This window comes from Candidatus Poseidonia alphae (assembly GCF_943787815.1).
GTDB classification, from domain to species: domain Archaea; phylum Thermoplasmatota; class Poseidoniia; order Poseidoniales; family Poseidoniaceae; genus Poseidonia; species Poseidonia alphae.
In genome coordinates, this window is sequence record NZ_CALSNW010000003.1 from 87520 (window position 1) to 105153 (window position 17634).

Annotated in this window: 17 protein-coding genes; 5 read left to right on the plus strand and 12 right to left on the minus strand. The window is 48.5% G+C overall.

Features of this window, described 5'->3' with window-relative positions; genetic code table 11:
- Positions 1-23: 23 nt before the first annotated feature.
- From AAA857_RS05255 to AAA857_RS05270, 4 genes are all read right to left on the minus strand, one after another.
- A complete protein-coding gene (locus AAA857_RS05255; RefSeq protein WP_338173847.1) occupies positions 24-311 on the minus strand; it encodes a hypothetical protein in 288 nt (95 codons plus the stop codon).
- Between the two features lie 93 nt (positions 312-404).
- The gene (locus tag AAA857_RS05260; RefSeq protein ID WP_338174407.1) at positions 405-1394 is read right to left on the minus strand and encodes a glycosyltransferase; all 990 of its coding nucleotides are present in this window, start codon (positions 1392-1394) and stop codon (positions 405-407) included.
- Complete coding sequence (locus AAA857_RS05265) at positions 1381-1545, minus strand: hypothetical protein (RefSeq protein ID WP_338173850.1); 165 nt, start codon at positions 1543-1545, stop codon at positions 1381-1383. Before AAA857_RS05265 ends, AAA857_RS05260 begins: the two co-directional genes overlap by 14 nt.
- The gene (locus AAA857_RS05270; protein WP_338173852.1) at positions 1512-2519 is read right to left on the minus strand and encodes a hypothetical protein; all 1008 of its coding nucleotides are present in this window, start codon (positions 2517-2519) and stop codon (positions 1512-1514) included. The genes AAA857_RS05265 and AAA857_RS05270 overlap by 34 nt, the downstream gene beginning before the upstream one ends.
- Positions 2520-2698: 179 nt before the next feature.
- On the opposite strand from AAA857_RS05270, the gene AAA857_RS05275 reads away from it, so the two are divergent.
- Positions 2699-3439: a DNA polymerase sliding clamp gene (locus tag AAA857_RS05275; protein ID WP_338172946.1), complete on the plus strand. Its 741-nt coding sequence runs from the start codon at positions 2699-2701 to the stop codon at positions 3437-3439.
- Positions 3440-3586: 147 nt separating this feature from the next.
- Here AAA857_RS05275 and AAA857_RS05280 read toward each other — a convergent pair whose 3' ends face one another.
- Positions 3587-3937 carry a hypothetical protein gene (locus AAA857_RS05280; RefSeq protein ID WP_338173854.1) on the minus strand — a complete coding sequence of 117 codons (351 nt, stop codon included), beginning with the start codon at positions 3935-3937 and terminating at the stop codon, positions 3587-3589.
- Between the two features lie 137 nt (positions 3938-4074).
- Here AAA857_RS05280 and AAA857_RS05285 point away from each other — a divergent pair, with 137 nt between their 5' ends.
- From AAA857_RS05285 to mutM, 3 genes are read left to right on the plus strand one after another with little or no spacing between them, the layout of a single operon-like run.
- On the plus strand, positions 4075-5082 hold the full coding sequence (locus AAA857_RS05285; protein WP_338173857.1) for a hypothetical protein: 1008 nt from the start codon (positions 4075-4077) through the stop codon (positions 5080-5082).
- A 14-nt stretch (positions 5083-5096) separates the two neighbouring features.
- A complete protein-coding gene (locus AAA857_RS05290) occupies positions 5097-5822 on the plus strand; it encodes a fibrillarin-like rRNA/tRNA 2'-O-methyltransferase (RefSeq protein ID WP_338173858.1) in 726 nt (241 codons plus the stop codon).
- Positions 5819-6742: a bifunctional DNA-formamidopyrimidine glycosylase/DNA-(apurinic or apyrimidinic site) lyase gene (gene mutM / locus AAA857_RS05295; protein WP_338173860.1), complete on the plus strand. Its 924-nt coding sequence runs from the start codon at positions 5819-5821 to the stop codon at positions 6740-6742. Before AAA857_RS05290 ends, mutM begins: the two co-directional genes overlap by 4 nt.
- Here mutM and AAA857_RS05300 read toward each other — a convergent pair.
- The 3 genes from AAA857_RS05300 to AAA857_RS05310 all read right to left on the minus strand — a co-directional run bounded on the left by AAA857_RS05300 (position 6739) and on the right by AAA857_RS05310 (position 8964).
- Positions 6739-7356, minus strand: a complete 618-nt coding sequence (locus AAA857_RS05300; RefSeq protein ID WP_338173862.1) for a LysE family translocator — start codon at positions 7354-7356, stop codon at positions 6739-6741. The two genes, mutM and AAA857_RS05300, sit on opposite strands and share 4 nt — an antisense overlap.
- Before the next feature lie 51 nt (positions 7357-7407).
- Positions 7408-7578: a hypothetical protein gene (locus AAA857_RS05305; RefSeq protein ID WP_338173864.1), complete on the minus strand. Its 171-nt coding sequence runs from the start codon at positions 7576-7578 to the stop codon at positions 7408-7410.
- Positions 7579-7845: 267 nt separating this feature from the next.
- A complete protein-coding gene (locus tag AAA857_RS05310; RefSeq protein WP_338173866.1) occupies positions 7846-8964 on the minus strand; it encodes a hypothetical protein in 1119 nt (372 codons plus the stop codon).
- A 457-nt stretch (positions 8965-9421) separates the two neighbouring features.
- Here AAA857_RS05310 and AAA857_RS05315 point away from each other — a divergent pair, with 457 nt between their 5' ends.
- Complete coding sequence (locus tag AAA857_RS05315; RefSeq protein WP_338173868.1) at positions 9422-9832, plus strand: hypothetical protein; 411 nt, start codon at positions 9422-9424, stop codon at positions 9830-9832.
- A gap of 1062 nt (positions 9833-10894) precedes the next feature.
- Here the strand turns inward: AAA857_RS05315 and AAA857_RS05320 are convergent.
- From AAA857_RS05320 to AAA857_RS05335, 4 genes are all read right to left on the minus strand, one after another.
- The gene (locus AAA857_RS05320) at positions 10895-11587 is read right to left on the minus strand and encodes a hypothetical protein (protein WP_338173870.1); all 693 of its coding nucleotides are present in this window, start codon (positions 11585-11587) and stop codon (positions 10895-10897) included.
- A 595-nt stretch (positions 11588-12182) separates the two neighbouring features.
- On the minus strand, positions 12183-12305 hold the full coding sequence (locus AAA857_RS05325) for a hypothetical protein (RefSeq protein ID WP_338173873.1): 123 nt from the start codon (positions 12303-12305) through the stop codon (positions 12183-12185).
- A gap of 116 nt (positions 12306-12421) precedes the next feature.
- Complete coding sequence (locus tag AAA857_RS05330) at positions 12422-14572, minus strand: alkaline phosphatase PhoX (protein WP_338173875.1); 2151 nt, start codon at positions 14570-14572, stop codon at positions 12422-12424.
- A gap of 202 nt (positions 14573-14774) precedes the next feature.
- A complete protein-coding gene (locus tag AAA857_RS05335; RefSeq protein ID WP_338173877.1) occupies positions 14775-17516 on the minus strand; it encodes a hypothetical protein in 2742 nt (913 codons plus the stop codon).
- Positions 17517-17634: the final 118 nt, after the last annotated feature.

The following is a 17634-nucleotide window of genomic DNA, read 5'->3' on the forward strand; positions in this document are numbered from 1 at the left end:
CTGTTCGTCTCTTGGGACTAAATTTACGCCGTGTTTTCCTCTTCCTCTGAATTGTAGCGGTCTCCAAACAGAAGGCCGAGTGACATCAAGACAAACAGAGGTATGCCTGCGATCATGGCCCAAATCCCTACGGTGAATCCCTTGATGTATACGTCATCAAACATTTCTCCGACGAGGATGATGAGGAGGATCAAAACGATTCGGGCGAGGATTAAAATCGGGCGTAACGAGCGCCAAATTGCTTCTACATCTTCAATCTCTTCAGGTGTGTCCAGGGCGGAGATGCGTTCAGCAAGTGATGCTCTGCCCATGGTCCCGAATTCATCTGCTCAACAAATAGAGGTTCTGCCTTGAACCAAGACGGTTGGCGGAGTTTCTGAAGTTGCTGCACTTGGCCGAGATGTTCAGGCCGTGCGTACACGGTCATCGATTTGAGCGCCTTCGCCCGCCCGTCCGCCTGTGCGACGGATTTCACGCCATGCTTTGATGACGCCTTGTCCGTATGCCCACTGGGCGAGGAAAACAAAGAGCGGAGCGAGGAAGACCGTTCCAACTGAGCGGTGAGGTGAAGTGCCGATAGCAGCGCCGAGCCATGAGATTCCGATGTAGAAGCACATCAAGCCCAGCGGGATGTGGAAGGCGATGCGGGAGATGTCCCACGCACCATCCAATGAAAACCACAGGTCTGCTTCTGCTCCACCGGTTGCAGCCCCGTAAATCATTGCGAGAACGGCTGCAACGACAATTGCTGGGAAGAATCCGATGGCGGTGTGCGACCATGCAGAGATTTCTGGCCAGCGTTTGTTGGCGACCATGCGGGTGTATCCGTAATTACGCATCTGCTTCATGTACGGCTTAAACGGGCGTCGGCGGCGATGTGGCATCACGTTTGAGGGGTCGATGAACAGTTTGTGGCCTGCTCGTTGAATCTTCGCGTCCAGGACGACGTCTTCTGCTCCAATGCAGCCTTCTTCAAAGAAACCGACTTCTCTCAGGTTCGCCATTCGGTGGGCGCAATTGACACCTGGATTGTGCGTGATGGGGACGAGTTCACCTTTGGGTTGGGCGCCGTAGCGTGTGCCAGCCGTCATGAATTTCGTACAGAAGGCGACGTCAGCACACTTTGCTCCAAAGGGGTCGTCATCAGGGGCGAAGTTGGGGCCTCCGACTGCACCGACTTCTGGATTGTCAAACCAGCGAATCAATTTCTCAACCCAATCGAGGGGTGGGACGGTATCGTCGTCGGTGAAGAGAACCAAATCATGGTCCATTTGGTTGAGTGCGAAGTTGCATGCATCAGCACGGTTACGTGATGGGTCTTCAATCCATGTTGCACCGTGTTTTTCGCAGACGTCCTTGGTGTGGTCTTTTGATTTAGAATCAGAGATGATGATTTCGAAATGCGGATAGGTCTGTTTGCCCTAAGCGACCAAGAACGATATCAAGTTCGTCAGCATTGTTGATGGTTGGGATCAGAACCGCTGTTTTGAACGGCGTACCGTCTTCTTTGTTCAGCACCGGAACAAGCTCGTTTGCATCGCCCATGCTATCCCCAGTCGCCCGCCATTAAAGAAATCAAGGGCAGAACGAGCCTCCAACTTCACGCTTGGTCTGCTTCTGCTTGTAATGTTATTGATAGCGGCAATGACAGTTCCTTCACGGGTGTCCGTGATGGTCACGTCAATGGTGCATGTAGCAGTGCAAAGGTCTTGTCCGCTTTCTTGGATGGTAACACCGTCACCAACAGACCAGAATTGGCCGCCATCACCTTCGAAAGGCACCAACACGCAAACAGCGCCAGAGTCCTGTCCTGGGTTGTCACAGGTAACAGGTGCAGCGTTGTCCACTTCAATTTGGACCCTTAGGTTGGCCCAGTTGATGTTGCTTCCTTGCATCATCCTCACTCGGATAAGGTTGTCAGTGGTTCCATCAGATGGTGCGCCACTGGCGTCTTCTCCGGCAAAGGAGAAAGGCCGCCATCTGTTTTCTTCTTCAAATTGGCTCCAATCAATGGCTATAAATTCATGGAACGAAGATGCACCAAGGCCGTGTTCGTCAACGGCAATGAAGGCGATCATAGCGTGGTAATAATCATCGTAATCAAAAGTGTTCAATTCATTCCAATGTGCAATTGGAATGTTCATGGTTGTGATGCCTGACGTATCTGTGACTGGCACATCAATGGTTCCGTCAAGGTTAGTGTCCCATCCCAAGGTCATTGAATCACCGTCAACATCGATGGCAGCATAATATGCTTTGACGGTAAAACTCTCTAAAGCATCGGTTGAAGAATTGTAGTTGGCATTGGAATCCTCATCCAATGTGTCTGACAAGACTTCATTCAGAATTTCAGATTGGGCGATCATTGGAGGGTTGTTGATGGTTGCTGTTGCCGTCCCAGTTGCTGTTTCTTCGCCCTCTGCAGGAGGGGTGATTCCATCATCCACCATGCCGAAGCATCCTGTGAGAATCAATAGTGCGGTCAGGGTCAATACGTTCAATGTGCGTGTTATTTGCATGAACACACCAGTTCTTGCCGCCCGATAAACCTAGTCCCGGGTGGCGGAGGGGGCCCTGTGCGTGCGCGGAGACATTTGCATCATGCTAAAACCGCGCATGATGGGTTGTTTTCATGCTTGCTTTTGTGCTAAGTTCATAAGCCGTCGCGGGAGGCTCGTGATTGGAGAGGGATGAACTCATGTTGAACGTCACGGCCCGTCAGGACTTGATGAACAAAATTATTGAAACTTTGAGCGTGGTTGTTGAAGACGCCCGCTTCGAGTTCAAAGAAAACGGTCTGCACGCCCGTGTGGTTGACGCATCACACGTGGCTATGATCAATATGGAGGTGGATTCTGCCGCCTTTGACACTTGGGAAATTGAAGAAACCGACCTTGGTTTGGAACTCCGCAAAGTGAAGGAACTCATCAGTCTCGGTGCAGCCGACGATATGATTGAGATGGCGTACACGCCGACATCGGGTGTCATGACCTTGAACCTCGGCAAGATTGACCGAAACATTCGACCCTTGGACAACACGACCATCTCGTCGCCAAACGTTCCTAAAATCGACATCCCTTCGAAAGTTGTCATGAGCGGGGCGGCTCTTGCTCAGGCGCTTCGTGCTGCAAAACAAGTGGGTGATTTGGTCAATTTGAGCATCGATTCCGAGACCTTTACCGTTCACGTACAAGGCCAAACGGATTCAGTCACCGTCTCTTTTGCAAAAGATGAATTGGATTCTCTTGAATGCACAAAGCCAGCCCGTAGCCAATACTCGTTGACCTACCTGGTTCCCATGGCAAAGGTCTTTGCTGGATTGGGCGAAATCACTCTTGGATTTGGCGAAAGTTTCCCGCTACAACTGAGCTTCTCGTTCAATGATGGCGCAGGCGAGGTTGTTTACTACCTGGCTCCACGTGTTGAAAGCGAGTACTGAAGTTCAGTACCGTAGATGTAGATTCACTGCTCAGTGCAGTGCATGCGATGACGAGTTCTGGATCATGTCAACGACTCAAGGCTTTGCTTTGACGAAGGGTCTGCTTGAGGGCTGGCTCCTCCATCGGAACTTCAACCGGAACGGGGTTCAGTACTCGCGCCATCCGTGACTGCATTCCTTGCAGGTCAACATTCTCGTCTCTGGTTCGTCAGAGGAACGGGTTTGCTGAAGGTATGCGAATACTTCGACACAGTCACATTTTGGACACATGTAGGTATCCTTGGTCAACACGCCGTGTGCCTGGTCCGAGTCTTTGATGACTTCATATTCACGAGATTTGACTTGGGTGCTTGAGGTGGCTTTGGACAAATCAACTTCCTTTCCGCCAATTTTAGTTTTCAACTTAGCAGGACCGTTGTAACCGCATTTGTAGTTGGTACAAGAGATGTCTCCCGAAGGAGTAGGGAATGAGAGGGTACCGCATTGTGGGCAAAACATAAGACATTCCCGTATCACACAGTATTTAGGTTCTTTCCATTTAAAGTCTCATTTGGTTTCATAGGGCCTCATTCCAAGGTTTTCTAAGCCTTTCAGGTTGGGGGAAGGGTCAAAATCACCAGCGCATACGGCAAGCCATGTGGCTGTGGTATGATTGGCGTGCAGCAGCAATTTGTGACGGTGCTGGAAACATCGTTGACAGTCAAGTATGGAACGGCCATATGACCGAACACGGCGTTATGGAGCGCCTACGGACGGTTGAACTTGGGCAGAGCATTCCTGAAGTGGGCCAACTGCTGGAACGGTTTCCAGATGCGATCGTCTGCCTTCATGGAGATGAACGACTCCCGGAAGCAGATTGGCCGTACCCGAATTCAATTGAACAGTCTCTTGCTGACAAAGCCGCACTGCGGTTGGCCATTGAAGGAGTGCAGCGGGCTGCCAGCGATCCGGACCGACGTTTGGAGCATCTTGTTCGGGGCAGCGACGAACTCCGAGCAGCTCACCTCACCATGGAGGCACGATTGATCGAATGGACGGGACTGTTTTTCCCACTCGCAGTGGTGACCGACCGAAATGGATTTGTTAGGGATGTTGCATCAAGTTCGAGTCCTGCGGAATTTGCATCCACCGCAGGTTTGGAACTCCCCGTCGAACAGCCTTCAGATAGCGAATGGAGGTCCATTCACGAGTGGGCTCAAGACACGGCCGGCTCCAATGGGCGCTTGGACCGAATGGAGCATGCTTTGCGAGAACTTTCTACCGCCCATCTTCCTTCTGTTTCTGCATTGGTTGGCCCCCTGCTCGCCGCTCGACTCTGCGTTGAGGCCCATGGAAGAATGCGATTGGCTCGTCTTCCCTCAGGAACGGTCCAAATTTTAGGTGCTGAGAAGGCCTTTTTTAATCACCTCAAAACCGGTGCCCCTTCACCAAAACACGGTCATATCTTCATGCACCCCTGGATCAGCCGCTCACCACGATGGGTTCGGGGCAAAATTGCGCGTATGCTTGCTGGAAAAATCAGTATAGCCGCTAAAATTGACGCCTTTGAAGGTAGTCCGTGGACTGAAGACGATGTTCTTCCGGTTGAACAGCGAGTTGAAGAACTTCTTGACCAACACAAAAAACCGCCCAGTCGGCGCTGAATGGAGGAGTTTCATTGGGCGGAGGTTCGAAGCGAAATCGTGGTCCACGCCACTTGTCGTCTGCAGTAAGGTTGGACCGAAAATCGCTGTGGACCTTGAATGCTGTTCCAAAGCGAGCGGTCTATGGAGAGTCACTTCGAAGATTTTCAGGCCAAGAGTACAGACGCTGGGAACCTCATCGCTCAAAACTTGGAGCAGCTATGCTGAGAACTGAAAACGACCCAGCCCTGCTCTTGCCTCAACAAGGGGAAACGGTGCTTTACTTGGGCGCAGGACACGGTACCTCTGTCAGCCATTTGCACGACCATTTGTGCGGGGAAGACAACCGGTTTAATGGACGACTCGTGAGTGTGGACTTAGCGCCTCGCTGCCTTCGGGACTTGACCTTTCTCGCCCAAAAACGGCCGGGACTTGTTCCTGTTTTGGGTGATGCTCGTCGTCATGAAGCATGGGGTGTGTTGCTACCAAGAAAAGTCAACTGGTTGTTTCAAGATGTGGCTCAGGCAGGTCAAGTCGACATTTTCACGGCGGCTTGTCGCCGTTTCTTAGCACCTGGAGGAATGGGACTTCTATCGCTTAAAGCAGCGAGTGAACGTTGGACCGGTGAAGGCGAAGCAGCGTTGTTTGAAGAAGTGGAACAGCTCTTGAACGATGCAGGGTTCAATGTGGATGAATCCATTGAACTTGCAGGTTACGAAGACCATCATCGGTTGTTCGTGATTCATTCGCCGGAGGCTTGAATCTGCCCGAACTTCCTGAGGTTGAAACCGTTCGTCAAGGTCTCATTCAGGGCCTGCAAGGAAAAACCATTCGAGACGTTCTCATTCGCAGAGAAGGTCTTCGTTTTCCGTTCCCAGACGACCTCCCAACGTTGGCTGGTACAACCGTTGTGGATATTCGGCGTCGGGCAAAATACCTCCTCATTGACTTGGACGACGGCCGAGTCTTGCTCTCTCACCTCGGCATGTCAGGCCGCTACACTCTTTTTTCATCAGAAGAAGCAGACGCTTTGGCGGTGCCACTTTTGCAAACCGTTAACGGTGGCGTTCCGGTTTCAGCCTTTGGAAACGAAACTGGTTACGGTGGGAAGCACGACCATCTTGAATTTGTTTTCACGGACGGAACTCGAGCGGTCTACACGGACCCCCGGCGATTCGGCGTCATTGATTTGTTTCATCGCCTTGAGGAGCCGGTTCATGCTTTGTTGGAACGATTGGGTCCTGAGCCGTTTGAGCAGTGGACTGCAAAGGATTTGGCCCGAGCGTTACATCAACGAAAATCCGCAATTAAAGTGGCGTTGCTGAATCAACACATCGTCGTAGGGGTTGGAAATATCTACGCTTGTGAAGCGCTCCACCGGAGCGGTATTTCTCCTGAAAAGGAATCAAGAACATTGGTCCGAAAGAACGGTACGCCCACCCTCCGCTTGGAGCGCTTGGTCACCGAAATCAAATCTGTTCTCAATGAAGCGATCTCATCGGGTGGCTCTACACTCAACGATTTCGCTTCTGTTGACGGCACATTGGGATATTTTGCCCACCAATTTACAGTGTATGGGCGGGAAGACGAACCCTGCTTGAAGGAAGGTTGCGGCGGTATTATTGAACGGATTACACAGAGCAATCGCTCCACGTTCCTTTGTCCTCGATGTCAACGTTAATTCACTCGAAATACGATGGTGAGGGCAAATCCCCAGAGTACCAAGGCTGTTATTCTGTGGATGATGACTCCGTTTTTCTTCAATGTGTCCAGCAGTGGCGTCCCGGTCAGTGCAACGGCTACGGTCAGGTACCACAGCGTGTCAATGGCCATACCGAGCATGCCTACGGCAACTTTGCTCTCAAATTCCATTCCAGGGCGCAGGACCTGGGCTAATACTGCTACGAGGAACAGTGCGATTTTAGGATTGAAGAATGCGATCGCAAATCCTTCTGTAAAGCCTTGGCGATTGGATGCTTGGTGAGCGTTATCCTCAAAGTCCCCATCCATATTCCACATAGAATACCCGTACCAAATGAGGAGGCAGCATCCGATGAGCTGGAGCGTGAGAAATACATTTGGTGCCTCTTCAAGAAGAACAATCAAACCGAATACGGCGAGTGCAGCATAGACTCCAAATCCAACACCATGGCCAATAGCACATACCATGCCCTGCTTCCTTCCACCGAGCATGGTGTTGCGAAGGACGACCATCAAACTGGGTCCTGGAGAAACTGCTCCCAGAAAGAAGACGGTCCCTGCCGCAATGAGAATGTCCCATTCAACCACCGACATGGCTGAACCTATCGGGGGTCAGTCATCAACATAGTGGGTATCGTATCTGGCTCATAGGAGATAGAGAGTGAATCCCATGCCTGCATCCTTCGACTTGAGTAAATCCGAATAGTTCAGGCTCCACCTGATGAGGGATTCGTTCATTCGTTTCTTACGGATCACTTGGTCGTAGGCTTTGCTCAATGCTCGAGATGCATCGGTGGCTCCATTTGTTTGTTCCATGCTAACCCATCAGCATCTTCCTACTTTAATGTTCTTTTACGTGCATCATTGGTCAAATCGTGCCGGAATGCGGAAATTAAATATCTTTTTATCCAATTTATTGGGATTTTTCAGTAGATTGAGGTTTTCCCTGCAAGACACAAGGGCCTGGCTGTAACCTCTTGTGTACGGATTTCAGATTCACAACGGTACTCAGTCCGTCCTGTTCGTCCCTAGCGTCTAAAATGACCCACGCAAAACCCATTGCAAAATCTACAATATATCGTTTCATTCAACTTCAACGGTGATGTTATCCAATACTTCATTGGTGTCGGAGTTTACCAACGTAATGGAAATTTCGCAAGGGTCATGACCTTCATTGCATAGATCAGTACCATCCTCGGATACAACGATTGAAGCCCCAACGGAAAACGTTTCACCTGTAGTTGAAAGTTCATAGCTGCAATCCCCCATTCCCGTAGATGCATAACAGTTCACGGGTTGATTTCCATTTACAGAAAGCGTAATTTTCAAAAATTCTGAACCTAAACTGCTTCCTTGTTGATAGGTTATGCTAAAGAGAACATCATCAGATGCTGAACTCACTGCAACGCCGGAGTCCTGTGCTGTGAAATCATAAACGCTAAGTTGGGGTCCTGAGTTAGAGTCCGCCTCGCAATTCGAGTCTGTAGCAGTTCCATCAAGCCAATCAAGATCGTCTTGGGAAACATAATTTTCAAAGAGCATTTCAACCCAATCAACATCTTCAGCAGAATACATGTTGCTGAATATATTATTTGAGGATATGGCACCGGTTTGGACGGTGTACGACGCTGAGATGCCTGAAGCATCTGTTGAAATCACATCGATCATTCTTGTAAACGCCAAGTAACAACTGTTGGGGAACTCCAGCCTCTCGCTGACAATACTTCCGTTCCATGGCACCGTCAGCATTCCGCCTGCAACATCAACTATTGAGCCCTCTGCTCTTGGAAGCATGATGTCGGCAGTACCGTCTCGGTCATGGTCCACTCCGACCGTAACGGCTTCCCCTTCGGGGTCAACTGCAGACCAAGTCAACTGTCCAACATACATCCATTCTGCAGACAAATCCTCCGAGAAGCTATGTCCGTCATCATCTGCCATGATGGTTGCTGAAATTCTTGGTGCTTGATTCAGGGGAGTTGAAAAGTCAATAACGTTCCAACCAGATGAACTGCAAGCTTGAAAACTCGTTTCTGCTTCAACATAATACAACCTTCCGAGTGTGGTCGCGTCACAGGCTGGTAGATCTCCGGAAGTTGGAACAAGGTAGGTTGGCCAATCATCGGTATCTTCCAAGATGAGTTCTTCTCCATCGCTGGTTTCAACTTCTCCTCCAATGCATCCGGAAAGGGATACGGCCATCATCATTAAAAAAATTATCAGTGGTATTTTCTGCATAGATTAATTTTAGTGAGTTAATCAATTAGTTGTTTCTATTAATTTCAATGTATCAAATAATTCGAATCGGATAATTCGTAAGGGTTCATCCGAATACCCATGCGAATGCGAATGCTGTTTGAATGGGCTTTGCGTGGGTCATTTTAGACGCTACGCATCAATATGGCCCACTGATAACCGATGAAGATAGAAAAAGGATAGCGAAGGGTATTATGCTCGAACCCATGTGTATGCTTGGAATTGAAGGCCCAATAACTTAGGAAAACTATTTCATGGAGGTTAGCAGGGTGAAGTATGAAACTGAACCCGTATTCTTGCGTCCAACTTTTTGATTTGGCGTTTGTCCCGTGGATTCACTACTACTCACAGTTTTTTGATGTTAAATGCAGATTTAGATTTACTGAGAGAGGCCTATTTCGTCATGGAATCCATGAAAAAGTATTCCCAGAAGCAATTAGATTTCATCTCACTCATGCTTATTGTAAAACCTATTCATGAACATTTAATCAAAGAAGGTGGGCTGAACTCTGAATTTGATAAAAATGACAAAAAGCGATACACTGAGGTCATGGTTGACTCAGAGTCAGACGACCCAATATTGTCTTGTGCATGTGTTCAATACTCCGAAAATGGACTCCGAACTGGTGGGGGTAAAATGGCAGAGAAAATCTCTCCTGATCATCAAAAAATAATGTCCTCTCTGTCTAATGGTGAACATTTGATACGCTACATGAACAAGCCATATTTGGAGAAATATGGTCAGGCATCATGGGTGCCAGTCTTCCTCAAAGACAACAAACTCATCGATCCTGCCACAGGCTCCGGGTCGTGAAATTTGAAACGATTTGGGATTTATTTAATCCATCATGAAAGTGTATTTTCTTGCCATGTAGATTTAGATATGGTTCGTATCGAACTTTATCTGAAACAACTATCTTGAATTCTTCATTGATATGCATCAAGCCCTCATCGAATAGCACGTGTATATCTGAGCGAAATAGAATTCCATTCTCTGGAGAATTATCATGCGATTCTGAGTATGGAACAATGTGGGCTGCTTCGAGGACATTTGTTTCCTCACATTCTGTAGCCATACATTTGCCATAAAGAGAAAGCAATTTTTTTACGAAATTTTTTCTGTCCTCGCCTCATTGCAATTGTACGTTTGGCATAATTTGGCTTCTCAATTATTTGTGAAACTTCTTCTGCAATCTCTTGTTGTTCTCCGAGTATTTTTTTTGAGCTCGCTCCAAAGTTCCTCGTCGGACGAATCCTTCCACTCATCGTAAATTTGGGTATGTTGATGATTCCAACGTTCGTAGAGTGGTGTGTTAATTTCTTCAGGCATGGGAATTTTCAGCGATTGCTCCGTTGAGATATTCTTCTTTGGTTTTTGTTCCTCCCCAATACTCTTGTACGGTTTTCATAATTGAACTGTAAAACTTTTCAGAGCCCATTTTTCACCATATAGTTCTCCGTAACGTTCGTTTTCGGAAGAAACGCAGCTGTAGAAATGTTTGTAGAATTCTTTCAGAGTTTTTTGTCCTAAATGTTGCTTGACAAATACAGGGACTGTCCTTGCTTTAGGCCGTAATCTTGCATCAAAATATGCAACAAACATATACGCCTTAGAATCGGGGCACTCCCATAAGTTTCCCTCATATCTGAATCGTATAAACCATCCTGAATACGTAGAGGATTCTCCTAAGCCAAAACGCATCCATTCACGAGGGCCCCCCCTTGTGTTCGTATAGGAACACATGGGTACCGTTATGGTTGCCAGCATCTACAAGGGGGACCCTTGTGAGTGGATGACTTCATCAAGTCCACTGATTGGGCAAAAGCGAGGCGGTAGTCATGTGCATTCTTCCTCTTTTTTTGTATGGTTTGGTGATTATGGATTCTCATCTTTCGGTTTTTTAATTCGATTCAATACGAGTGATATCACCAACAATACGATGAAAATTGGCCCACCCAGCATACAAAGAAACGGCATGAGGTATATCGGAGATATATTGTATTCCAATCCCTCTTGAATCACGCCCCAACCCCAAATGACGAGGCAGAACATTCCAATGCTCAAAATAACGCTGCCGGGGTTCATTGGTTTTTTGGGTTGATCGTTCGTGGTTTGCTGAACATGTGTTGCCGAGTTCGGGAAGAGAAAAACCAGCCCCGCCAACCCTCCGAGGAAAAAGTCAAAGCCCAGCATCTCCATGTATTCAATAAAAATCCAGGATACTACAGAAAACAGGATTACCAATCCAAAATAGACAGCATGGATGATTCCAGCTACCCTTGTCGATCGATGATTATATAATGAAACCGCAGAAAAAATACTGGTGCCCAAGAACACATGAGGAGTTAATATTCTCAAATAATCGGAAAACAAAACAACAGCCCAAGCCAAATCAGTCGTTATTACCTGAATTATTTCGCCGATGGGGAAAGAGAATAGGCCACCCCAGAAGATTATATCAAGCCCGGAAGCTCCATAGTCAAAAGGGATCACCAAGCTCAAGAACACAACACCAACTCCGATGTGCCTGTGATCAAATGATCGCCTATTTTTCACTTCATTCTCCATGAGGTTTGCCCTTCGGTAAAGCGTTATATGCATATCCCCTGCCCGAGTCAATCCGTTGTCCCATTTGACTCAACGTCAATTTCGTGCCCATGTGAACATCATAGATTAAAGGGCACTCTCAGTATATTCCAATCCCAAGATATTGAAAGCAATTAACCACATGTCTGGAATGAATAACTGGTTTGCTTATGTTCACGAGGGTTATGCTAAACACCCTTGTAAACTATCAGCATGTTTCCAAGGGCCTTACGTGGACCGTGTTCGTCCCTAGCCATAATGGAGAAACTCACGGAAGGGTGTTGGAAAGGGCGTCACGTAAACAATTAGTTTTGGCTCATATGGAGGGCCACCTCTGGATGAATTCGCAGAACCTGCTAAGAAACCTCATTATGTCGCTAAGTTTCAAAACATCACTTTAAGTGTAAAGATTGAACCATTGGAAATTAAGGCGAAAAAAATGAGTGGAAATATATCAAGAATTGGATTTATAGCAAGTATGTTGTCAGTTGTAGGGTCTCTCTACATTTACTTCGGTAATAGCAACGAACACCTGGGAATATTTGTGGGTCTTTGGGCTCCAACACTGATCCTAGCATCAAAAGAAATTGAACAAATGCTGGAAAAGTAATCCTAAGTCGTTAGGAAGCCTCGAACGAGGCTCACCGGTGGTATGGACAACAGCATTCGTATTGCTGTCTGCATTGTTTGCCTTCGGCATGGTATGGAAATTGGCGCAGACCCCTGTGGATACCGATTGATGAACTGCTTCAGCTTTGGAAAAGGCGGTCTATTGCATCGTTTTCAAACGAAGGCTCTCGAGTCTTCTGGACGGTCTTATCGCTTCTGCCTCGACGCGATGCGTGCGGCTCCAAGCGCAGCAATGATGCTGGTTGCCACTCCAAATCCAGGCACATCTTCTTCTGTTGGGACCTTCGTATCCTCTTGCGGTTCAACGATCGCTTCAGCGTATACTCCATCGATGCAGGTTCCCTTTCCAACCGTGAAATCAGATGTTGCATAGGCCCACAATGATGCATTTTTACCATAAGAATTGAGGTCATCGCTTTCGTACAGGGAAGCATTGACCGAATAACATCCTGGCTGCAATGAAAACACGTGTTCGTGTTGTTCACCGTCCATTTCAATACCGTTCCACAACCAGAGGCTCTCCTCACCTCCATCGCTTAATTTCTCAAGGACGAAAAAGGCAGTATAGGTTGAACCATCATAGAGCTCACCCACTTCGGCCTGGAGTTTGTAATTCCATGTGGAGTCATTGTTTGCAAGAGTGTTCATCGGGCTGATGTAGTTCAACGTGATGTTTTCGTTCCGTTCAACGGGTTGAGTTTTCTCTCCCCAAAGCCATACCATGTTGCTTTCATGCTTGTTGGTGTCTTCACCGATGAGAACTCGACCGTCGTCAAGAACGACAAGATTGTCCGGCCCCGCAAGGTTGTTGATATCGCATTGGTTTTGCGCTGAAGACATGTACGGGCCTCCGGATATCGCGGGATCAATTCGGTTAACGTCCCATCCATCGCCCAACGTCATTCGGTAGACGATACCACAGGAATTTTGTGTGACATCAATATCGTCCCGTCCATCGCTCATTGCAGATTCAATTCTTGACATCGCCAGATAGAGGCTATCAGGGGACTTTGCATTGAATGCAACCCCTTCCATCTTGTTCCATTCATCACTGGCTCCAAGGGCAGCCGCCGCCTTTCGTGATTCAAGGAATGCGACTCGGTCATCAGCGGCTGAGCCTACCGTTCCATCACCGTTCAAATCTTCATTCAAACGCCCTTCTGCCCAATCGTTGATTTCAGCATCTGTAATGTAGGAGTTTTGTCCTGACACGAAATCATCGGTTGTGATGCCATCGTATTCATCAATCCAAGTTTGAATTTCAGCGTTTGAAGACGAGGCCATTTCCTTCCACTCAACATCAAACCCAGTAATGGCGGAGTCCCTGCTGTTGTCTTGAGCGACTTTGGCCCCGTAGAGCGTCCCTGAACTGAGGTCACCAGCAGCATCGGCGACGAACTTGAAGAGGACCGTATCATACCCATCGTCGGTAAGGTAAACCGTTCGTTCATCCGGCATGACCGCTGCATTTTCATGTGAGAATCGGCCCATAGCAAGATGCCTGGCGAAATCCGGTTCAACGCTCGCTGCGTTTTCGATTTCAACAATGTATCCGTAATCGTAGGGATTTGGATAGTATCCGAGGTATTGTTCCAGTTTGGTTTGATCTGAATGGTACCTGAAACTGTCATCGTTCCAATATTGTGTGTTATCGAAATACAGTTCTTCGGAAAAGAGCGGTGAGCCCCAAGGACTCATACTACCGAAACAAAACACCCAGCCTCCGTTGATGCTGCTGAGATTGAGCATCCTGCTGGACAACACGGACCATTCAGAAGAAGTGCTGTCCCATTCGAGTTCCAATTGGCTGATGCCTGCTGGTCGGTCTTCCCAAGCAGTGTAGAGGAAACCGTGAGTGCCGTTGGTGTTGATTGGGACAAAGGCGTTGTAGTCGGGTTTCTTGCTGAGGAGAATTTGCTCCCCATCATCGGCAGCGTAAATCCCTCCCGCAACACCTCCTTCTGAGAGTTCATCGCCGTTTTGTAGAATGACTTGATAGTCGCCATAGGACGTTCGAATACCATGCCAGATGTCATTTTCACTGCTGGATGAGTCAAGTTCAGGAACGATTTCGGGAAGGTCGTTCCAATCGATTCCATTGATGACTCCAATGGTTGCCTTGTAGTGGTCTTCGTCGGGATGCATGGCGTTAACGAAGAAGTTCCCGTTGGCATCGATGTGCATTCCAGTCACTTCTGCTTCTGGAGGTAGCATCATGATCCGAGTCATCGACTCTGGAGTCGTTTTTTCAGCGTCCTCAGCCGTTACGAGAGGGAATGCGCTCAATGTAAGCAGCAAGCCAATTGAGAGCAATATCAATGCGGGCTTGGTTCCCATGTTTTTTTCAGTGAAGCGTGAATCAAAAACATTCCTCAAGAATCAAACGAACTTCAGGAACCAACTCACATCTGATCATACGATGGGAGTTGAACTGTGCTCAAGTGAAAAAGTATCCACACGTCTGTACAAACGTACACGAGGACTTCTTGCTCAACCCAAATCGCAGGCGATTTTGGTGCAAGCAGGTTCGTTTGGAATCTCATTCAGAAGCTTCTTCAGAGGCTTCCTCGGAAGCGTCTTCAGATTCTACATCAGCCATAGCGGCGTCATGGTCCTTTGCTTCTTCCATTGCTTCAGTTTCATCTTCAGGAGCGTTAGCTGCGGAGATCATCCCGATAGCAATAAGAGCGATTCCACCAATCCAGAAGAGAAGCGTGAGGTAGTCGATTGGATGGTCAAAGTTGGTCCAATAAGCCATTCCGTCTTGGTTGGTGACAATTGCACTTTCCATGTCTTCTGCATCGTCGCTACCGATCATCGAAGCCGACTTAATTTGGAACACAGGCACCAAATCAGACATGCTTGGTTCGCTTGCTTGGTTGGTGTGGGCACGAGTGTCCAAGTAGAAGGTTGAGGTTGATTCTCCAGCGATGATAAGACCAGAGAGTTGTTCTGCTTCCATCGTGATGTTGCTGCCGAAGTAAACTGGAAGCGCACCGGGCGTTGCATCAAGCAAGGAGTACGTTTCCAAGAGGTTGGCCTGGATGGAACGCTTTGTTGCATCAACAGTCGCAGTGCAGACGTCAACTGGGATGTTCTTCACCGTTCCAGTACCATCGCAGGTGATCTCAGCAATGGCGTATCCGCTCACGTCGACGAGGTCTCCAGTTCCGGTCACAAATCCACCGGTGGTGTTGACAAGGGATTCAGGCGTGATGAGGCCGTAGGTTGCAGCGAACATAGCATCGTTACGCCATGAAAGCTGTGTTGAACCGTCTTCGAGCAAAGTTTCGCCCTTGTCACAGGTATCAACTTCTCCAGTACACATGGTGTAGTTGGTTCCGTCGCCGTTTGCAATTCCTGCTGAACCGTAGTAGGTGGCGTTGGTTTCAAGCGAGGCCCATCCAGCGCTCATGTCCATAGGATTGCCTGTGGCCAAGAATGCACTGACTGGGTCATGCCATCCGAGCAACCAGCTGTTGAAGGATTGAGTGAGGTAAGGCGTTGCTCCAAAGGAGGACATGAGGAATCCTGGGACAAAGGATTCACTGGTTGTTCCATAAATTGGCCCCATCATGAGTGCACGCATAGCGTTAGCAGCGTTGGTATCAACACCGTATAGGGCGGCGATGGTGTTTTCATCCCAAGCCATTGGAGCACCTGGTGTTGGTGGGTTTGTAGAGAAGTTAAGTGGGGGTGTGAATCCTGAAAGTTCTCCGTAAAGGAAGATTGCTGAACCGGTGCTTGTGGTGAGTCCAAGAGGCCCGTAGAGTGCGTTACCAGAGAGTGCAGGGTCAAGGTCAACTGCGTTTCCACCCGATGCGCCGAGTGCAGCCCATCCTCCTCCGAGGTTGAGGCTGTTGGCGAGGTATCCACCGTTGAGTGGGTCTTCTGCACCAAATGTTGTGTTCACGAACAATGATGCAGTCATGTCACCCGAGCCGCCGAGTAGAATCATTGGTAGCGAGGTCACGTCTCCAAACCACGAAGCGGCCCAGTTGTATACCGAAACATAGGTTGCTTGGTCCATTCCATAGGCGGTCATTGCTGCCGCACTATCCATGCCGAGGAAGTTGGCCACACCGAATTCGGTGCCGGCATCGTTCACTTCGAGAAGACCGGTGATGACATCATCCCCGTCTCCGAAGAGCATGCCCATGGCGCTCATTTCGTCCATGGTGATTCCAAGGTAGCCGAGACGTGTTGAGACGTTGACGGCCATGCCTGTTGTGTCTCCAACTCCTAGAGTAGCATCGCCACCGCCAAAGGTAGTTCCAAAGTTACCTCCGATTCCATAGCACATGGCCCAATCGTTAGCAATGGTGGTTGCATTGTCAGCCCCCACGTAATTCCAAATTGAAGCACGTATTGTTGCATTTTCCAGGGTTGTTGGAAATGCTTGACAATGTCCAGAGAAAACCATCGTACCTACGTCACTGAGCAATGAAACGTCTTCAAGAGAGCCCGGCATGACGGCGTCGTTGAAGGCGTAGGTCAAATTTGTGAACGAAGCAGAACCGCCTGTGGCACTCGTGTAGTTCACCATCATGGATCCGTTGTTAGAACCGCTCAGGTTCATTGCAGCAAAAAAGGCATTGAAACCGGTCGTGGTGTTGTGGAAGAATGAGTTGCCAATACCAGCACTGGCCATGGCTTCTGTACCTCCAGCAGCTGTGACATCAGCTACGGTACCTGCATAAAGTCCCGACATTGCTTGAGATGCAGCAACACCTGCACCAAGGGATTCAAGATCCTTTCCAAGCATGCCCGCAGTGTATGCGGCTTTTGTGGTATCCATGATCCCATTGATGGCCATTCCTGTCGCTCCGATCACCTGAGTCTGGAAGGCAATGTTGAGTTGAGTGACGTCAGTGTCGCAAGAGACCTCACTGTCTTCAGCACATGCAAAGGTCTTCACGGAGTTGTAGGTGAGGGTGCCTGCTTCCTTGTCGTAGGAGTTGATGGTTTTTGTTGTGGTAATGTCGTAGGTGACTGGGCCGACCTCCGTGTAAGTTGGTGCGGAACCGTTGGCCATGACATCATCAAGGTTGTTGACGGACCAACCGTAGAAGTCACGCTGGGATGTTGAGGAAGCCCAATCGTCTTCAGCTTCTTCACAGTCGTCATCGTAGCATGCACTGTCCTTTGGGAAGGTTTCGAAGTTGTCATCAACAGCGCCTTCAACTGCTCCAGTGGAGAGCGGGCTCAATGCTGCGACATTCAAGAGAATCAGGATGATTCCGGCGATTAACATGTTTTTGGGCGACGTGGGGGTTACCATAGGCCATGCGACGACATGTGGAGGTTATAAGATTGCAACCTGCAAAACGCCATTAAAGCCGAAATGAGCCGTTCATTGGAGTTGACGGTACCCGATTCTGTACACTTTTTTCAAATAA